General features: G+C 58.7%; 16 protein-coding genes. 12 read left to right on the top strand and 4 right to left on the bottom strand.

Annotation, left to right across the window (positions count from 1 at the left end):
• The first annotated feature begins 93 nt into the window (after nt 1-93).
• Both GB927_RS21670 and GB927_RS21675 read left to right on the top strand, forming a co-directional pair.
• Nucleotides 94-381 carry a DUF7673 family protein gene (locus GB927_RS21670; RefSeq protein ID WP_256119289.1) on the top strand — a complete coding sequence of 96 codons (288 nt, stop codon included), beginning with the start codon at nt 94-96 and terminating at the stop codon, nt 379-381.
• Nucleotides 381-1,538 carry a site-specific integrase gene (locus tag GB927_RS21675; protein ID WP_256119290.1) on the top strand — a complete coding sequence of 386 codons (1,158 nt, stop codon included), beginning with the start codon at nt 381-383 and terminating at the stop codon, nt 1,536-1,538. The genes GB927_RS21670 and GB927_RS21675 overlap by 1 nt, the downstream gene beginning before the upstream one ends.
• 206 nt (nt 1,539-1,744) lie before the next feature.
• Here the strand turns inward: GB927_RS21675 and GB927_RS21680 are convergent, their stop codons facing one another.
• The 4 genes from GB927_RS21680 to repA all read right to left on the bottom strand — a co-directional run bounded on the left by GB927_RS21680 (nt 1,745) and on the right by repA (nt 6,506).
• Nucleotides 1,745-2,599, bottom strand: coding sequence for a hypothetical protein (locus GB927_RS21680; RefSeq protein ID WP_256119291.1), 855 nt, complete (start codon nt 2,597-2,599; stop codon nt 1,745-1,747).
• Between the two features lie 238 nt (nt 2,600-2,837).
• Complete coding sequence (gene repC, locus GB927_RS21685; protein WP_256119292.1) at nt 2,838-4,082, bottom strand: plasmid replication protein RepC; 1,245 nt, start codon at nt 4,080-4,082, stop codon at nt 2,838-2,840.
• A 156-nt stretch (nt 4,083-4,238) separates the two neighbouring features.
• Nucleotides 4,239-5,234 (bottom strand): plasmid partitioning protein RepB, encoded by a 996-nt coding sequence (repB, locus tag GB927_RS21690; protein WP_256119293.1) that lies wholly within the window; start codon nt 5,232-5,234, stop codon nt 4,239-4,241.
• A gap of 84 nt (nt 5,235-5,318) precedes the next feature.
• Nucleotides 5,319-6,506 carry a plasmid partitioning protein RepA gene (gene repA / locus GB927_RS21695; protein WP_256119294.1) on the bottom strand — a complete coding sequence of 396 codons (1,188 nt, stop codon included), beginning with the start codon at nt 6,504-6,506 and terminating at the stop codon, nt 5,319-5,321.
• Between the two features lie 388 nt (nt 6,507-6,894).
• Between repA and traI the strand changes: the two genes are divergently transcribed.
• The 10 genes from traI to trbG are packed head-to-tail and all read left to right on the top strand — an operon-like array spanning nt 6,895 to nt 15,303.
• Nucleotides 6,895-7,521, top strand: a complete 627-nt coding sequence (gene traI, locus GB927_RS21700) for an acyl-homoserine-lactone synthase (protein WP_256119295.1) — start codon at nt 6,895-6,897, stop codon at nt 7,519-7,521.
• Nucleotides 7,522-7,531: 10 nt separating this feature from the next.
• On the top strand, nt 7,532-8,509 hold the full coding sequence (gene trbB / locus GB927_RS21705) for a P-type conjugative transfer ATPase TrbB (protein WP_256119296.1): 978 nt from the start codon (nt 7,532-7,534) through the stop codon (nt 8,507-8,509).
• Nucleotides 8,499-8,882, top strand: a complete 384-nt coding sequence (locus GB927_RS21710; RefSeq protein ID WP_256119297.1) for a TrbC/VirB2 family protein — start codon at nt 8,499-8,501, stop codon at nt 8,880-8,882. The genes trbB and GB927_RS21710 overlap by 11 nt, the downstream gene beginning before the upstream one ends.
• Nucleotides 8,875-9,174, top strand: a complete 300-nt coding sequence (locus GB927_RS21715; protein ID WP_256119298.1) for a conjugal transfer protein TrbD — start codon at nt 8,875-8,877, stop codon at nt 9,172-9,174. Before GB927_RS21710 ends, GB927_RS21715 begins: the two co-directional genes overlap by 8 nt.
• Before the next feature lie 9 nt (nt 9,175-9,183).
• The gene (locus tag GB927_RS21720) at nt 9,184-11,640 is read left to right on the top strand and encodes a conjugal transfer protein TrbE (RefSeq protein ID WP_256119299.1); all 2,457 of its coding nucleotides are present in this window, start codon (nt 9,184-9,186) and stop codon (nt 11,638-11,640) included.
• On the top strand, nt 11,612-12,415 hold the full coding sequence (gene trbJ, locus GB927_RS21725; RefSeq protein ID WP_256119365.1) for a P-type conjugative transfer protein TrbJ: 804 nt from the start codon (nt 11,612-11,614) through the stop codon (nt 12,413-12,415). The genes GB927_RS21720 and trbJ overlap by 29 nt, the downstream gene beginning before the upstream one ends.
• On the top strand, nt 12,412-12,618 hold the full coding sequence (trbK, locus tag GB927_RS21730) for an entry exclusion protein TrbK (protein WP_256119300.1): 207 nt from the start codon (nt 12,412-12,414) through the stop codon (nt 12,616-12,618). The genes trbJ and trbK overlap by 4 nt, the downstream gene beginning before the upstream one ends.
• Nucleotides 12,612-13,793, top strand: coding sequence for a P-type conjugative transfer protein TrbL (gene trbL / locus GB927_RS21735; protein ID WP_256119301.1), 1,182 nt, complete (start codon nt 12,612-12,614; stop codon nt 13,791-13,793). Before trbK ends, trbL begins: the two co-directional genes overlap by 7 nt.
• An 18-nt stretch (nt 13,794-13,811) precedes the next feature.
• Nucleotides 13,812-14,474: a conjugal transfer protein TrbF gene (locus GB927_RS21740; RefSeq protein WP_256119302.1), complete on the top strand. Its 663-nt coding sequence runs from the start codon at nt 13,812-13,814 to the stop codon at nt 14,472-14,474.
• 16 nt (nt 14,475-14,490) lie between these two features.
• Nucleotides 14,491-15,303, top strand: coding sequence for a P-type conjugative transfer protein TrbG (trbG, locus tag GB927_RS21745; RefSeq protein ID WP_256119303.1), 813 nt, complete (start codon nt 14,491-14,493; stop codon nt 15,301-15,303).

Consider the following 15,303-nt stretch of genomic DNA (forward strand, 5'->3'; position numbering starts at 1 on the left):
CCATCGATAACAACCTCTTATCGATGGTAGATTGACAGAGGCCGCGAATCCACCGAATCTGGGTGAATCCACGCTCCGCAAAGGCCTTTTTCCATGGAAGATCGCGTCCGCTTCGCACTCGAAAAGCTGCTCAATGTTGCCAATAGCGATACCGGCCAGAGTCGGCGCGCCGCCAGTTTCCTGCTCGCCTGGTGGAATGCCGCCGACAATGGCGGCTTCGACCTGACCGACCTGTCCAATGTCGACCTCGACATCGCCGAAGACATGGTGACGATTTTTACATGGCTGGCGCGTGAGGAGGAACTTTTCTATCCGACCGAATACCGCGGCGAGATCGAACAGATCATCGCCCGCTGGCGCCCGGAAAACATCCCGGCGTGATGGTAACCGCGAAAAAGCCAGGCGCGAGTCTGGCCGGCGTCGAACGTCGTGCCGTCGAGCTCGACACGATCGCCTCGGTCCTGCCGATCGACCGGCGCGATGAGCTGGCCGAGCTGCTGACCGACGCCGATATCGAAACGCTGCGTCATCTCGTCAACGAGGGAATGGGCGCCAACACGCTTCGTGCCATCACCTCCGATCTTGCCTATATCGAAGCCTGGGCACTGGCGGCAACAAAACGATCGCTGCCCTGGCCGGCGCCCGAGGCCCTGCTCTTAAAGTTCGTTGCGCAGCATCTGTGGGATCCGCAAAAGCGGGCCACCGATCCCGATCACGGCATGCCGGCCGACGTCGCCGACAACTTGCGCGGCCAAAATTTTCTGAAATCGACCGGCCCGCATGCACCGGCGACGGTGCGCCGTCGGCTGGCCAACTGGTCAACGCTGACGAAGTGGCGCGGCCTCGATGCCGCCTTCACCTCCCCTCCCATCAAATCCGCAATTCGTCTCGCCGTGCGCGCCGTGCCACGCAAGAGAAACCGGAAGAGCCCCAAGGCGGTCACCGGCGATGTGCTGGCCAAACTGCTGGCGACAAGCTCGACCGAAAGCCTGCGCGATGTGCGGGACCGGGCTATCCTGATGGTGGCCTTTGCTTCCGGCGGCCGCCGGCGCAGCGAGATTGCCGGGCTTCGGATTGAACAGCTGAGCGTCGAGGCGCCGATCGAAGTGGCCGACGGCCCTCCCCTCCCCTCTCTCGCTATCCATCTCGGCCGTACCAAGACGACCAATGGCGAGCAGGATGATGTCGTCTATCTTACCGGTCGGCCGGTGGATGCGCTGAACGACTGGATCGCGGCGGCCAAGATCGAGAGCGGCAGTGTGTTTCGGGGGATTGGGCGTTGGGGCACGGTGTCGAGGCGAGCGCTCGATCCGCAGTCGGTCAATGCGATTTTAAAACAGCGGGTTGAGATGGCTGGGTTGGAGCCGGGGGAGTTTTCGGCGCACGGGCTGCGGTCCGGCTATCTGACTGAGGCCGCCAATCGCGGCATCCCCCTCCCCGAAGCCATGGAGCAGTCGCGTCACCGCTCCGTGCAGCAGGCATCCAGTTACTACAACAACGCAACGCGGCGTAGCGGTCGCGCAGCCCGTATGCTGTGACGAAGCTCCACTTAGCCTGCGCTTGTTTGCACAGGGAGCGCCTGCCAACGCTTGGTATACCCGCGACAATTTGCATCTTGCATGCCTGATGCGGCTAACTGTGCTGTCCGCGCTGTCCGCGGACGCATGTGGTACGCTATGGTGTGAATTGCCATCAAAATCCGCACCTGACTGTTCCCATTCTTGAAAGCTACTCCTTTGTCAGCTCACTTTGCATGCACTGCATCGATGTGTTTCTCGAGCTCTTGTCTTAGCTTAGCAAACATCTCCTGCTCATGCCCCTCCCAGGGTTGACCGTTTGGCCAGAGCGGAACACGGAATGCTTCCGGAGCTTCTAGAGGGGAGTAAACATAGCCGATCCGTCCTTGGAGCGAATACGCACCAAAAACAGGCACGCCCGAAACGGGTGGTGGCATTACTCCCAACGTCAAGTGACCATCGCCGGTGTAGACCTGCTCGACGTCTTGATGTGTTTCCTCACCCCACTTGAGGGTCGGGAACTTAAAGGTGTAAAATCCAGAATGAGCGAGGTAGCGATGCTTTCCCTGACTTGCTCCGACTGCCACCGGAAAACCACCTACGGTGTTTCCGAGGTCCTTGTTTGTGAGTAGGCAATCGAAAAAGCGAAACCGGAGGTCGCTCTTAAACAACGATTCGGTGTCAGTCCTCGCCTTGCCCATCAACTCAGCGAACGGTGAGTCGTGGCCGATCGCGCAAATATCGGGGACTTCGAGCATTCCCCCTCGACGCAACAACAGGAGAAGCGCATGCGGCTTATGAGCCGCGATGATGTAGTCCGTCTGGCCATCGGAAGATGCGGCTCGAACGAGATCGATAGCCGCTTGTTCGCCCGAGGCTCGAAGTGCTTCGCTAGCCCTCCGAACTGTGGTTCCCGCTGAGTCAGCATTGCCGGCAAAACCGATTGTCAGCGTGTTGTCAAGAATAACCAGTTTCAATCGGCCGGGAATGACGTTTGGACCGGTCTCTCCTGCATTGCCGATTTTGGTATCGGCCAGCAGCAAGATTTGGTCGTCCTTTTTTTGTGCCATGACGATGGTCACTTGGCAATTCTCCTATTCGATTGGAGGCAGGACAATAATCAAAATCCCAGCGCTCGGACCGCAGCAACCGCACTGGTCAGTAAATCATCGAAATAGGATCGAGATCATCGGCTATCTCGGCTTGCTCGCCGTACCGGCAAGGTTCAAACTTCATAACGCTCTGTTCTTGAAGCGAAAACACCTAAAAAAAACGGCTGACAAGGTCCCGTTTGGTATGGTCGGCCCAAGTGCCTCCGTTTCAGCTCGCATGCCTGGCACTCTCGCCATTGGCCTTCAGGAGGGACATCAACATTGGCCCGAGCGAAAATTCACCTCGTTGCCAGCGCTTCGTCAAATCCCGCAGATAGCCCCCGGCGGAATTTATGAGGTTCGATCGCTCGAGGATGCAGGCCATCGCCACAGCGGCATTCTCTGGCCCCATTGCAATGCAGGCTTCCTCATACGCAGACGGACTGACACCCAGCATCGAGCGCACCACCACGGCTGCGGTCATGAGCTCTCGCCAGTGGGTAACACGGCCTCCGGGCCCATAATCAGCAACCTGCGGGCAGGCTCGAAGAACCAATCCCAGCGGGAACGCCTTGCCCTGATCAACTTTTGTCTTCCTCTCTGCGGAGTCAGCACTTTTTGCATGCGGTTTTTCGTCGACATTTCTGCCCCGCTTTTTTTCGGAGCTCGGTTCAAATTCATTTATAGATTCGGTTTTTGAATTCTGTATGTGACGGTCATTCGGAATGGCATTGCCAATCATATTCTCGGTATTTGGCTGCATCTCCAGAATGTTAAGTACCTCCGCACGTAGGAGGCCCATCTCATCGAGTGTTGCCTCGACCTGATTTCTGTTGGGATAACGAGGATGCCGTACGAGAATTTCTGAATAAAGCATTTCGACATGCCCCCAATTCCCTGCGGCGCCTTCCTCGACCGCAGCTGTAATCAGCTTTCTGACGTCCCGACGGCAAATTGTGAGTGCTTCTTTTGCGCGGCGAAAGCGTGTGCGCTCCGCGGCCACGTCCTGAGCCAAAAGGGCAAGTTCAGCGGAACGGGCAAGCAGCGGGCTTAAATCGAAGCCGTAAGCCTGTTCGATTTCACCATCTCGGCCGCGATGTGCGTAACGCTTCCCATTTGGGCTATCGCGGCGCTGGATAAGACCAGCATCGGTGAGCGCTGCCAGTTGCCGCCGCAATGTACTCTCCGTGATCCCGTGAGCGCGGACGGATAGCTGCGCATTCGATGGAAACACAATAAGACCACTCTCTGCGTCAAGCAGTTGATCAGGGTAGAATGTCAAAAGCGCGTCGAGGACAGCCAACGCTCTGTCTTGTAGGCCAAAGTGCTCCCTGGTTTCGCAGACATCACGAAACACTTTCCATTTGTCTACACGCGTGCCTGGCGTCGATGCCGCGACTGCCAATTGCCCTTTCACCAAGGCAAGCTTCGCCGGCCGCCTCCCGAAGGGCGTTGTTACATATCCCGTCTGCATTTTTCTCTCACCTTTCTTCAGGCAAAGGAAATACGCTCACCAAATCGGCGCCAAGACTCTTGACTGTGATTCCGGGAAATGCGATTCTCGATCCTGCTAGAGATGACGAGAGAGGCTTCCACGGTTTACCGCTTGGGGGCCTTTTTCTTTTGCGGTTTAATCTCCGTTGTTTTCCTGTTTCGATCGACTGTACTCTTCGTACAGTCGGTCCATATGGGTAGACAGCCATTCGCTGAAGGGTCTCGCCTCGGCATTTGAGAGCTCGATTTCAACCTTCTTCGGCTTTGCCGCCATCACGAAACTCAATGAACTGTCGTTCGACGTCCATCCCTTTGCGGACGAACTGGCCTTTGGCGTTTTCGCCGCCGATTTGACCTTATAGCGTTTCAGGTATTCGTGCAGTTCATCGAAGCGCCTGTCTTCAGCCAGGGCCACAAACTCTGTAGTTCCCACTTGCTCCGTGGCAACCTTTTGCATAGCGGGAGCGAGAAGCAATTGACGAAGGCTCAGCCACTTATCTCGGCCGATCTTTTTTGACGCGCCGAGCATTTTGATAACTGGGGCAGGGACCACCTCGATGACACCAAGCATCTTGGACAACATCGCTTCATCTATCGCGAGCGACGAACGAACGACATCCTTCGTCATTCCGGATGCCAGTAGGTTCCGGGCGAAGTAGGCACGTTCGATGAAAGACAAATTTGAACGAGCAGAGTTTTCCTGCCCCTGGGCGATCGCTGACGTGATGTCATCCAACTTCTTGACGACCGCTTTGACTGGAATTCCAAGATCCTTGGCTACCTTGAGTCGGCGGTGGCCAAAGACGACCATGAAGCGTTTGCTGTCTGACGAACTCGGCCGAACCAGAATGGGCGTTGTCTGGCCAGTTTCCTTGATCGCTTGCCTCAGCTCCTCGTATTCTTCGCCATCGTCCGATAGTCGATCTTCAACGAACGATACATCGAGCAAAAGTGGATCGAGGTCGACGATTGCCTCGCCCTCCATAAGCTTCTTGGTGTTCTCGGCCAGGTCCTCGATCGATCGAACAACCGTCTTGGCGGCACCTGTCATCGCGTAGCCCGGTTTGACTGATGATTTGTCAGTCGAGATCGATGCGATGTCGAGCTTCGCGAATGGATTCTCACGCGCCACGACCGACCTCCACATTCGGGCTCAACCGCGTTAAGGCGTTGCTAGCGCTTGCGAAAACAGGAAAAAAAACGGCTGACAAGAATGTCATTTCCGCCTCCATGCATTGTGTATCAGGTCCACGATTTCGCCGTTTGCGGCATTCAGACTCTCCATCGCTCGATCGTAGGTGGATCGAACGAAATCTCCCCGTTCAACCTCATACAAGGTCTGTTTTTTTATCGACGCATCGGAGATAGCCGTCGATTTTAAAACATGATTCTTCAGCATCTGCTGGGCAAACATCGACTGCATGAACCCAACCATCTGCGCTTGTGGGATGTCTGTAGGTTCAAACCGCGTAACTAGGTAACGGAACCATTCAACGCGGATTTCAGCACCAGCCTCTGCAACCGGCGTCATAATGCCGCCCAGCATCTGCAGGAACTGGCTCATCGACATGATATCCAGCATTTGCGGATGGATCGTTATCAGAATCCCGGTGGAAGCCATCAATGCGGTTATCGTGAGATAGCCGAGCTGCGGCGGGCAGTCGATGACAATCACATCGTATCTATCATCCACTTCCTTAAGTGCATTGACGATACGCATATGAAACAACCGTCCCTCGTCACCCTTGCGCGACGAAATAGATAGCGGTACGTCGTACTCGAACTCCTGCAGTACGAGGTTTGCCGGGACGACATCCAGTCCAGGAATGTTGGTCGACTGAATGACTTCTGAAATTGGCTTGCGCTCTTCATCGAAACGAAGCGCCTCATAGAGGGACGCAGTATCGTCGAGTTCGGGCTGGATCCCAAAGAGTGACGTCAGTGACGCCTGGGGATCGAGATCGATCGCCAAAACACGGTGCCCGGTGAGGGCGAGATACTGCGCCAGATGCGCTGCTGTCGTTGTCTTTCCGCTTCCGCCTTTGAAGTTCACGACTGAAACAACCTGCATTGCTTCGTCTTCGCGACGGTGCGGGACGTAATAGCGCTTGTCAGATTTTTTATTGGTTTCGAGATACTCCCGCAGCTCCAACATCTGATCAGCCGTATAATAGCGCCTGCCGCTGACCGATTCGATCTCGGGACCTTTTCCTTCGGAATGGATTTGCCGGAGATGGCTTTGGGTCACGCCCATGAATTCGGCAACCTCGCCGAGCTGGAACTTGCGCAGTCCCTTGCGTGCGTCCGGTGGATACTGCTGGCTGCGCAGCATGTGTAGCGCGCTCGAGATCTTTGCCCCTTGCTGGGCGATCTCAACGTCAAATCTGTTGGGCAGCTGGCTCATTTTGCAAACTATTTCCTGTGCGGCGTCATTTTCGAAAAAATGACCACAATGCCATTATTTGCGCAACTATCGTCCGATTCTATCTCACCGACAAGAAATTTAAAGTTAACAAACTCTTAACAGATGCGCGGCCCAGATCGAGCATTTGCCCTTCGTTCCCCTCTTTCGTTAGCAAAGTCCGCTACTTAGCGTAGCAGCGGTGTCAGACCGTTCACTTCTGTTCTAGGGTTAATCCTACAAAGCAAAACTGTGCGAATCCCCAAATCGCCTCCTAATTCTCCGTTCAGCAGCGCGACTCACCCCAGAATCGATTTGTAGGATTCTACAACTGCCGCTCGATTCCCATCTGTGCTGAGTTCCCCGCCGACACAAATCGACGGAGAAACACATGCAGGTTTTGGCAATCTCACACCCTCACAATCTCGCCCAAGTAAGGTTGCTTGAAAGCCAGCACAGGCTCCGCGCTGAGGTATTCGACGGTCGCCTGGGTTGGGAGGTGAATGTTGAAGACGGCATAGAGGCCGACGGGTTCGACAATCTTCAACCGACTTACATTCTCGCCGTAAGCCACGATGGCAACGTCGTCGGCTGCGCCCGGCTTCTACCAGCGCTGGGCCCCACCATGGTTCGCGACGTCTTCCCGTCGCTGCTAAATGACGGGCGCCTCAATGCTCACGCCGGAATGATCGAGAGTTCACGCTTTTGCGTCGACACAACGATCGAAGAGGGCAGGGGTAGCGGATCAGTTCACGAAGCCACGCTGACGATGTTTGCGGGCATTGTCGAATGGTGCATGGCGCACGGGTACGACGAGATCGTCACGGTTACGGATGTGCGTTTTGAGCGAATTCTCGGCCGCGTCGGCTGGCCGTTGCAACGGCTCGGTTCGCCGAAACGAATCGGCGTGACGACCGCAGTTGCTGGGACCCTGCCCGCGGATCCTGAGGTTTTCTCAAGGCTGCGGCCGACGAGCTATCGCTCGCTCATCTCCGCGCCCATCACTCAAGCCGCGTAGGGAGGCCTTCGTGACCCAACTCAGGTCCCATCCAAGACTGGTTCGCAAACTTCAGGACGCACTCGGCGATCAGCTCTGCGTCGCACTCGACGACAACACGGTCGTCGAGATCATGCTCAATCCTGATGGTAAGCTGTTCATCGAGCGGCTTGGCCATGGCGTGGCAGCTGCAGGTGAGATGTCGTCTGCCGCTGCGGAAATGGTGATCGGGACGGTCGCCCACGCCCTGCAGTCGGAGGTCGACACCGATCAGCCGATTATTTCTGGCGAATTGCCGATTGGCGGCCATCGTTTCGAAGGCTTGCTGCCGCCGATCGTTGCAAGGCCGGCCTTCACCATCCGGCGCCGCGCCTCGCGCATGATCCCACTCGATGACTACGTCACGGGCGGGGTGATGACTGCAGCACAAGCCGGCACGATCCGCAGTGCCATCGCCTCCCGGCTCAACATCATCATCTCCGGCGGGACGGGATCCGGCAAAACGACGCTCGCGAATGCAGTGATCAACGAGATCGTCAAAAGCGCCCCAGAAGACCGTCTGGTGATCCTCGAGGACACCGCTGAAATCCAATGCACCGCCGAAAATGCTGTCCTCCTACACACAAGCGATGCCGTCGACATGGGCCGCCTCCTGAAAAGCACGATGCGCCTGCGGCCAGACCGGATCGTCGTCGGCGAGGTGCGCGACGGTGCGGCACTCACCCTCCTGAAGGCCTGGAACACTGGCCATCCCGGTGGCGTCGCAACAATCCACTCCAACACGGCGACCTCTGCACTGCGACGCCTAGAGCAGCTGACGGCGGAAGCCAGCCACCAATCCATGCATGAGGTGATTGGCGAGGCGGTCGACCTGATCGTCTCGATCGAGCGGACGCCACGGGGGCGGCGTGTGCGCGACGTCATCCACGTCGATCGCTTCCTCAACGGCCAATACGAAATCCAGTCCGATCAGCCGACCGAAGAACAGGAGGCGCGCCATGTCGCGTAAGTCACCCATCATAGCTGCCGCGTTTCTGGCAGCCCCAATCCTGCTCTTCTCCGTCGCGCCATCGCTGGCAAGCTCGGGCGGCGGTGGTCTGCCATGGGAAGGCCCGCTGCAGCAGATCCAGGAATCGATCACTGGCCCGGTCGCTGGCTACATCGCGCTTGCGGCTGTGGCGATCGCCGGTGGCATGCTGATCTTCGGCGGAGAGCTCAACGATTTCGCGCGGCGGCTGATGTATGTGGTGCTGGTCGCCGGCATCCTGCTTGGCGCGACGACAATCGTCGGATTGTTTGGCGCAACCGGCGCGTCGGTTGGCGCCCAGATCGGGCACGCAAATCCAGATTTCGGCGGAAGAGGGGAGGGGGCTCGTGTCTGACGCTGTCTCCGGGCTTCACCGCCATCGCGTCCATCGCGCTTTGTCGCGGCCGAACCTGTTGATGGGCGCCGACCGCGAATTGGTGCTGATCACCGGCCTTGCGGCCGTGATCCTGATCTTCGTCGTTCTCACCATCTATTCGGCGCTGTTCGGTGTGGCCGTCTGGATCGTCATCGTCGGGCTCTTGCGGTTGATGGCCAAATCGGATCCGCTGATGCGGCAGGTCTATGTCCGTCACATCTCCTATCGGCCCCACTACATGCCGACCACGTCACCGTGGCGTCGGTATTGAGGAACGACCATGGCTGCACTCAAACGCTTCCGGGCGACCGGCCCATCCTTTGCGGATCTCGTCCCCTATGCCGGCCTGGTCGACAATGGCGTGCTGCTGTTGAAGGACGGCAGCCTGATGGCTGGCTGGTATTTTGCCGGACCCGATTCTGAAAGTGCCACGGATTTAGAGCGCAACGAGCTTTCGCGCCAGATCAACGCGATCCTGTCGCGGCTCGGCAGTGGCTGGATGATCCAGGTCGAGGCGATCCGCGTTCCGACGGTAGACTATCCCTCGACAGACCAGTGCTTCTTTCCAGATCCGGTAAGCAAGGCGATCGATGTAGAGCGGCGGGCGCATTTCGAGCGGGAGCAGGGGCATTTCGAGAGCAAGCATGCGCTGGTGCTGACCTACCGACCGCTGGAATCGAAGCGGACGGCGCTCAGCAAATACATCTATTCAGACGAGGAGAGCCGCAAGAAAACCTATGCCGACACGGTGCTGTTCATCTTCAAGAACGCCGTCCGGGAGATCGAACAGTATCTCGCCAACACGGTCTCGATCCGACGCATGGAAACGCGCGAGGCGGCGGAGCGGGAAGGGGAGAGGATCGCACGTTATGATGAACTCTTGCAGTTCGTCCGCTTCTGCATCTCCGGCGAAAATCACCCGGTTCGGTTGCCTGACGCGCCGATGTATTTGGACTGGGTCGCAACGGCCGAACTCCAGCACGGGCTGACGCCGAAGATCGAGAACCGGTTTCTCGGCGTCGTCGCCATCGACGGCCTGCCGGCCGAGAGCTGGCCCGGGATCCTGAACAGCCTCGACCTGATGCCGCTCACCTATCGTTGGTCATCGCGCTTCATCTTCCTGGACGCGGAGGAAGCGCGTCAGAAGCTCGAGCGCACGCGCAAGAAATGGCAGCAGAAGGTACGGCCATTCTTCGACCAGCTGTTTCAGACCCAGAGCCGGTCTGTCGACCAGGACGCCATGACCATGGTCGCCGAAACCGAGGATGCGATTGCGCAGGCCTCATCGCAGCTGGTTGCCTATGGCTATTACACCCCCGTCGTCGTCCTCTTCGACGATGACCGGGAGGCCCTGCAGGAAAAGGCGGAGGCGATCCGCCGGCTGGTGCAGGCGGAAGGTTTTGGAGCACGGATCGAAACGTTGAACGCGACCGATGCTTATCTCGGATCCCTGCCAGGGAATTGGTACTGCAACATCCGCGAACCGTTGATCAACACCAGCAATCTCGCCGATCTCATTCCGCTCAACTCGGTCTGGTCGGGTTCGCCGACGGCGCCATGCCCGTTCTATCCTCCCAATGCACCGCCGCTGATGCAGGTCGCGAGCGGCTCGACGCCGTTCCGGCTCAACCTGCATGTCGACGACGTCGGACATACTTTGATTTTCGGGCCGACGGGGTCCGGAAAGTCGACGTTGCTGGCACTGATCGCCGCACAGTTCCGTCGCTATGAAGGTGCGCAGGTCTTTGCCTTCGACAAGGGTAATTCTCTGCTGCCGCTAACGCTTGCCTGCGGCGGCGACCACTACGAGATCGGCGGCGACCACGAAACGGAGGAGCAAGCTCTGGCTTTTTGCCCGCTCGCCGATCTCGCCACAGATGGCGATCGGGCGTGGGCCACCGAATGGATCGAGATGCTGGTTGCCCTGCAGGGCGTGACGATCGCCCCCGATCATCGCAATGCCATCTCCCGGCAAGTCGGATTGATGCGCGATGCGCCAGGGCGCTCGCTTTCGGATTTCGTGTCAGGTGTGCAGATGCGCGAAATCAAGGATGCCCTCCATCATTACACCGTCGATGGCCCCATGGGTCAGCTGCTGGACGCGGAAGAGGATGGGCTGACGCTCGGCGCCTTCCAGTGCTTCGAGATCGAGCAGCTGATGAACATGGGTGAGCGCAATCTCGTGCCTGTTCTCACCTATCTCTTTCGCCGTATCGAAAAGCGCCTCGATGGTAACCCAAGCCTGATCGTCCTCGACGAGGCTTGGCTGATGCTCGGGCATCCGGTTTTCCGCAACAAGATCCGCGAGTGGCTGAAAGTTCTGCGCAAGGCCAACTGCGCCGTGGTTCTGGCGACGCAGTCGATTTCCGATGCGGAACGGTCGGGCATCATCGATGTCCTGAAAGAATCCTGCCCGACCAAGATTTGCCTGCCGAACGGTGCGGCACGCGAGCCGGGCACCCGCGAATTCTATGAACGCATCGGCTTCAATGAACGGCAGATCGAGATCGTCTCAAGTGCCATCCCCAAGCGGGAATACTACGTCGCGACGCCAGAGGGCAGGCGGCTCTTCGACATGTCGCTTGGCCCGGTGGCGCTGAGTTTCGTCGGTGCCTCGGGCAAGGATGATTTGAAGCGCATCCGGGCGCTGAAATCCGAACACGGCCGCGACTGGCCGATCCACTGGCTTGAAACGAGAGGAGTTCACGATGCCGCATCGCTCATTCACTTCGAATAGATGGCTGGCAGGTTTAGCCGCAGCAGTAATGTCCATGACATCCCTCACCCCAGTCCACGCCGGCTCCGCGACCGGGGCGGCGACGGAATGGACACAGCTTGCCAACAATGCCCAGCTAATCGACCTCCTCAAAAGCTCCGGCCTGCAGGTCGATAACCAGATCACCCAGATCAGCCAGCTGGCAGAGCAGATCCAGAACCAGCTGAAGATCTACGAGAACATGCTGCAGAACACGGCCCAGCTTCCCAATCACATCTGGGGGCAGGTCGAAGGCGATCTGAACAAGCTGCGCAGCATCGTCGACCAGGGACAGAGCATCGCCTTTTCCATGGGCAATGCCGACGACGTCCTGAAGCAGCGCTTCAAGAGCTATGGCGATCTCAAGACCAATCTGCCTGACGCCGACAGCTTCTCCTCGACCTATCAGAAATGGTCGGACACCAACCGCGATACGATCGGCAGCACGTTGAAGGCGGCAAGCCTGACCGCCAATCAGTTTGACAGCGAGGAGGAGACGATGAGCTCGCTGCGGTCGATGTCTGAATCGTCGGATGGCCAGATGAAGGCGTTGCAGGTTGGCCACGAGATCGCGGCACAACAGGTCGCGCAGATGCAAAAGCTTCGCGGCCTCGTCTCCCAGCAAATGACGATGATGGGCACCTGGCTGCAGACCGAACAGACCGACAAGGATTTGGCGCAGGCGCGGCGGGAAAAGTTCTTCAATGCCGATGTCAAATCCGTGCCGAGCGGCCAGAAGATGGAGCCGCGCTGGTGAGCCGCTCTGTCATCATTGTCATCGCAGTCCTGATTGTTGCTGCCACTGCGGCGGCAACGTCGTTCGTGTTGATCAATTCGAAGCCAGCGGGCGCACCGCAAATGAGTGAAGAACAGCGACAGACGAGAGAGCGGTTCTTCGGATCCTCGAACAAGGAGCTCCCGCCGATCGAGAAAGGGCAGGAGATGCGGCCGCGATGGTGAAACACGATTTCGAGCGCGCCTTTCTCCTTGCCGGGATACTGTGCGTCATCCTTACGAGCCCGGCATTTGCGCAGCAAGGCCAAGTCCTGACTGAGCTGGAAAACCAGGTATCCACAGCGGCAAAGGGCTGGGAAACCACGATCATGGATGCGGCCCGATCCCTGTTCTGGATCCTGGCGGCGATCGAGGTCGGTATTGCCGCGGTGTGGCTGGCGATCCAGGCAGCCTCGCTGGACAGCTGGTTTGCCGAGCTCGTGCGGCGGATCATGTTCATCGGCTTCTTCGCCTTCGTGCTGACGCAGGGGCCGACCTTTGCGCGCGCGGTCGTCGACAGCCTTTATCAGATCGGCGCTGGTGGAGGGTCCGCGTCACCGGCCGAAGTCTTCGATGCCGGCATCCGTGTCGCATCGCAGATGTCGCAGCAGGCCAAGTTCGGCGTGTTCGAGGACAATGCGCTGGCGATTGCCGCTGTCCTGGCAATGGGTGTGGTCGTCATCTGCTTTTCGCTGGTCGCCGCGATCTTCGTGGCTGTCATGGTCGAGATGTATGTCGGCCTGCTTGCCGGCATGATCATGCTCGGGCTTGGCGGCTCGTCCTTCACCAAGGACTTTGCCGTCCGCTATCTGATCTACGCCTTTGGCGTCGGCATGAAGCTGATGGCTCTGGTGATGATCGCCAAGATCGGTTCGGAGGTGCTACTCGGACTTGCGCAAGCGCCGACGGCCGACACCGACCAGTTCATCACCACCCTTGCCATCGCCGGGATCTCCGTCGTCGTCTTCATCATCGCCATGTATGTGCCGAACATTATTCAGGGTGTCGTGCAAGGCGCCTCGGTGTCCGGCGGCATGGAAGCGATCCGCCACGGCGGCCAGGCGGCATCGTTTGCAGCAGGTGGCGCCTTCCTCGCCGCAGGTGCCGCGGGCGCTGGTTTTGCCGCTGCTCAAGCCGCGCGCGCGGCCGGCTCGTCGGCGGCCGGCGCGGCCCTGCGCGGCATGGGCACCGGGATCGGATCGGCCGGAAAGGCTGCTGGCTCAGCCGCCAAGGAGAAGGCGATTGGCTCTCCCGGCGCCTATGCCGGTTCGATCATGGGCCTTGCCAACGCCAAGCTCGATGAAAGCCGGAGCGGCTCCAGCGGCCCGAAACCGCCTCCCGAACGCAACGACAAGGCATAAGCAGAAAGGCATTACCCCATGGCAGCAGATCGCGGCCCGGAAAACCCGTACCTCGCCGCAAGGCAGGAATGGACGGAGCGTTACGGCTCCTACGTCCAGGCCGCCCGCGCCTGGAGGATCGTCGGCGTCATCGGTCTTTCTATGGCGGTCATCGGCTTCACCTACGCGCTCTATCTCAGCAGCCAGGTCAAGCTCGTTCCCTACATCGTCGAAGTGGACAAGCTCGGCACGTCCGTGTCGGCCGGCTTCCCGCAGCAGATTGAATACGCCGATCCACGCGTAGTGCGCGCCACGCTGGGCAATTTCATCACCAACTTCCGATCGATCACGCCGGATGCGGTGGTGCAAAAGCAGTATATCGATCGCACCTACGCGCTGTTGCGTACGCCCGATCCGTCGACGCAGAAGATCAACGCCTGGTTTCGGGGCAATTCGCCGTTCGAAAAGGCGAAGACCGCGACGGTTGCGATCGAAGTCAACAACATCGTGGCGCTGTCCAACCAGACGTATCAGGTCGACTGGACCGAATATGAGCGGGACCGCAAGGGCAAGGAAACCGGCACGCGCCGGTTTCGCGGGATCGCAACGGTGGCACTGACCGCACCACAGGACGAGGCGATCATCCGTCTCAATCCGATCGGTCTTTACGTCCAGGATTTCGACTGGACCGCGCAGCTTTAAGGGCAGGGGTATCTCTATGCACAAGACTGTATTGATCGCGGCCATTGGCTGCTTGGCTGGACTCGTCCTTGCCAGCAGCACGTGGGCTCAAAGCATGACCTCGAATGAGGTGAAGGGGACCAACATTTCAAGGAAGTGGCGCGGCACGGCGGGGCTGGTGACGAAGGGTCCGGATGGCAAAGTCATCTTCCTGTTTGGCGAAACCCAGCCCTCCGTTGTCTGCTCGCCGCTGCAAGTCTGCGATATAGAGCTTCAGGGCGGCGAGATCGTTCGCGATGTCCTGGTCGGTGACACGGTGCGCTGGAAGGTCGAGCCGGCGACATCGGGCGCAACAGGCGGGCAGGCCATCCACCTGATCGTTAAGCCGTCGGAAGCGGGACTGGTGACCTCGATGGTGGTCACGACGTCGCGCCGCACCTATCACATCCAGCTCAAGTCCCATCCGAGCCAGTATATGGCCCGGGTCGGCTTCGAATATCCGGAGGATGCATCGACGAAGCTCGCCGATATCAACGCGCGGCTGGAAACTGGCGGCATCCCGGGTGCAGCACCCGACAGGCTGAACTTTTCCTATTCCGTCAGCGGAAGTGCCGCTTGGCGGCCGAAGCGCGTCTATTCCGATGGCGAAAAGACCTACATCCAGTTCCCGAAGTCGATCTCCGGCCAGGACGCCCCGGTCCTGTTCGTCGTCTCCGGCGGCCAGAACCGCATCGTCAACTACCGCATGAAGAACGACATGATGATCGTCGACTACGCGGTCGACAAGGCCGTCCTTGTCTCGGGCGTCGGCTGGCGCCAGCAGAAGATCACCATCAGGCGGGGAGGCTGA

Source organism: Shinella lacus (assembly GCF_010994755.1).
GTDB classification, from domain to species: Bacteria; Pseudomonadota; Alphaproteobacteria; order Rhizobiales; family Rhizobiaceae; genus Shinella; species Shinella lacus.

What these genes read in the sequence shown, in the direction of transcription:
- trbL (WP_256119301.1), top strand. Translation starts at nt 12,612, where the DNA reads ATGGTGAAACACGATTTCGAGCGCGCCTTTCTCCTTGCCGGGATACTG.
- GB927_RS21670 (WP_256119289.1), top strand. Translation starts at nt 94, where the DNA reads ATGGAAGATCGCGTCCGCTTCGCACTCGAAAAGCTGCTCAATGTTGCC.
- traI (WP_256119295.1), top strand. Translation starts at nt 6,895, where the DNA reads ATGCAGGTTTTGGCAATCTCACACCCTCACAATCTCGCCCAAGTAAGG.
- GB927_RS21710 (WP_256119297.1), top strand. Translation starts at nt 8,499, where the DNA reads ATGTCGCGTAAGTCACCCATCATAGCTGCCGCGTTTCTGGCAGCCCCA.
- repC (WP_256119292.1), bottom strand. Translation starts at nt 4,082, where the DNA reads ATGCAGACGGGATATGTAACAACGCCCTTCGGGAGGCGGCCGGCGAAG.
- trbJ (WP_256119365.1), top strand. Translation starts at nt 11,612, where the DNA reads ATGCCGCATCGCTCATTCACTTCGAATAGATGGCTGGCAGGTTTAGCC.
- trbG (WP_256119303.1), top strand. Translation starts at nt 14,491, where the DNA reads ATGCACAAGACTGTATTGATCGCGGCCATTGGCTGCTTGGCTGGACTC.
- GB927_RS21740 (WP_256119302.1), top strand. Translation starts at nt 13,812, where the DNA reads ATGGCAGCAGATCGCGGCCCGGAAAACCCGTACCTCGCCGCAAGGCAG.
- GB927_RS21720 (WP_256119299.1), top strand. Translation starts at nt 9,184, where the DNA reads ATGGCTGCACTCAAACGCTTCCGGGCGACCGGCCCATCCTTTGCGGAT.
- GB927_RS21675 (WP_256119290.1), top strand. Translation starts at nt 381, where the DNA reads ATGGTAACCGCGAAAAAGCCAGGCGCGAGTCTGGCCGGCGTCGAACGT.
- repA (WP_256119294.1), bottom strand. Translation starts at nt 6,506, where the DNA reads ATGAGCCAGCTGCCCAACAGATTTGACGTTGAGATCGCCCAGCAAGGG.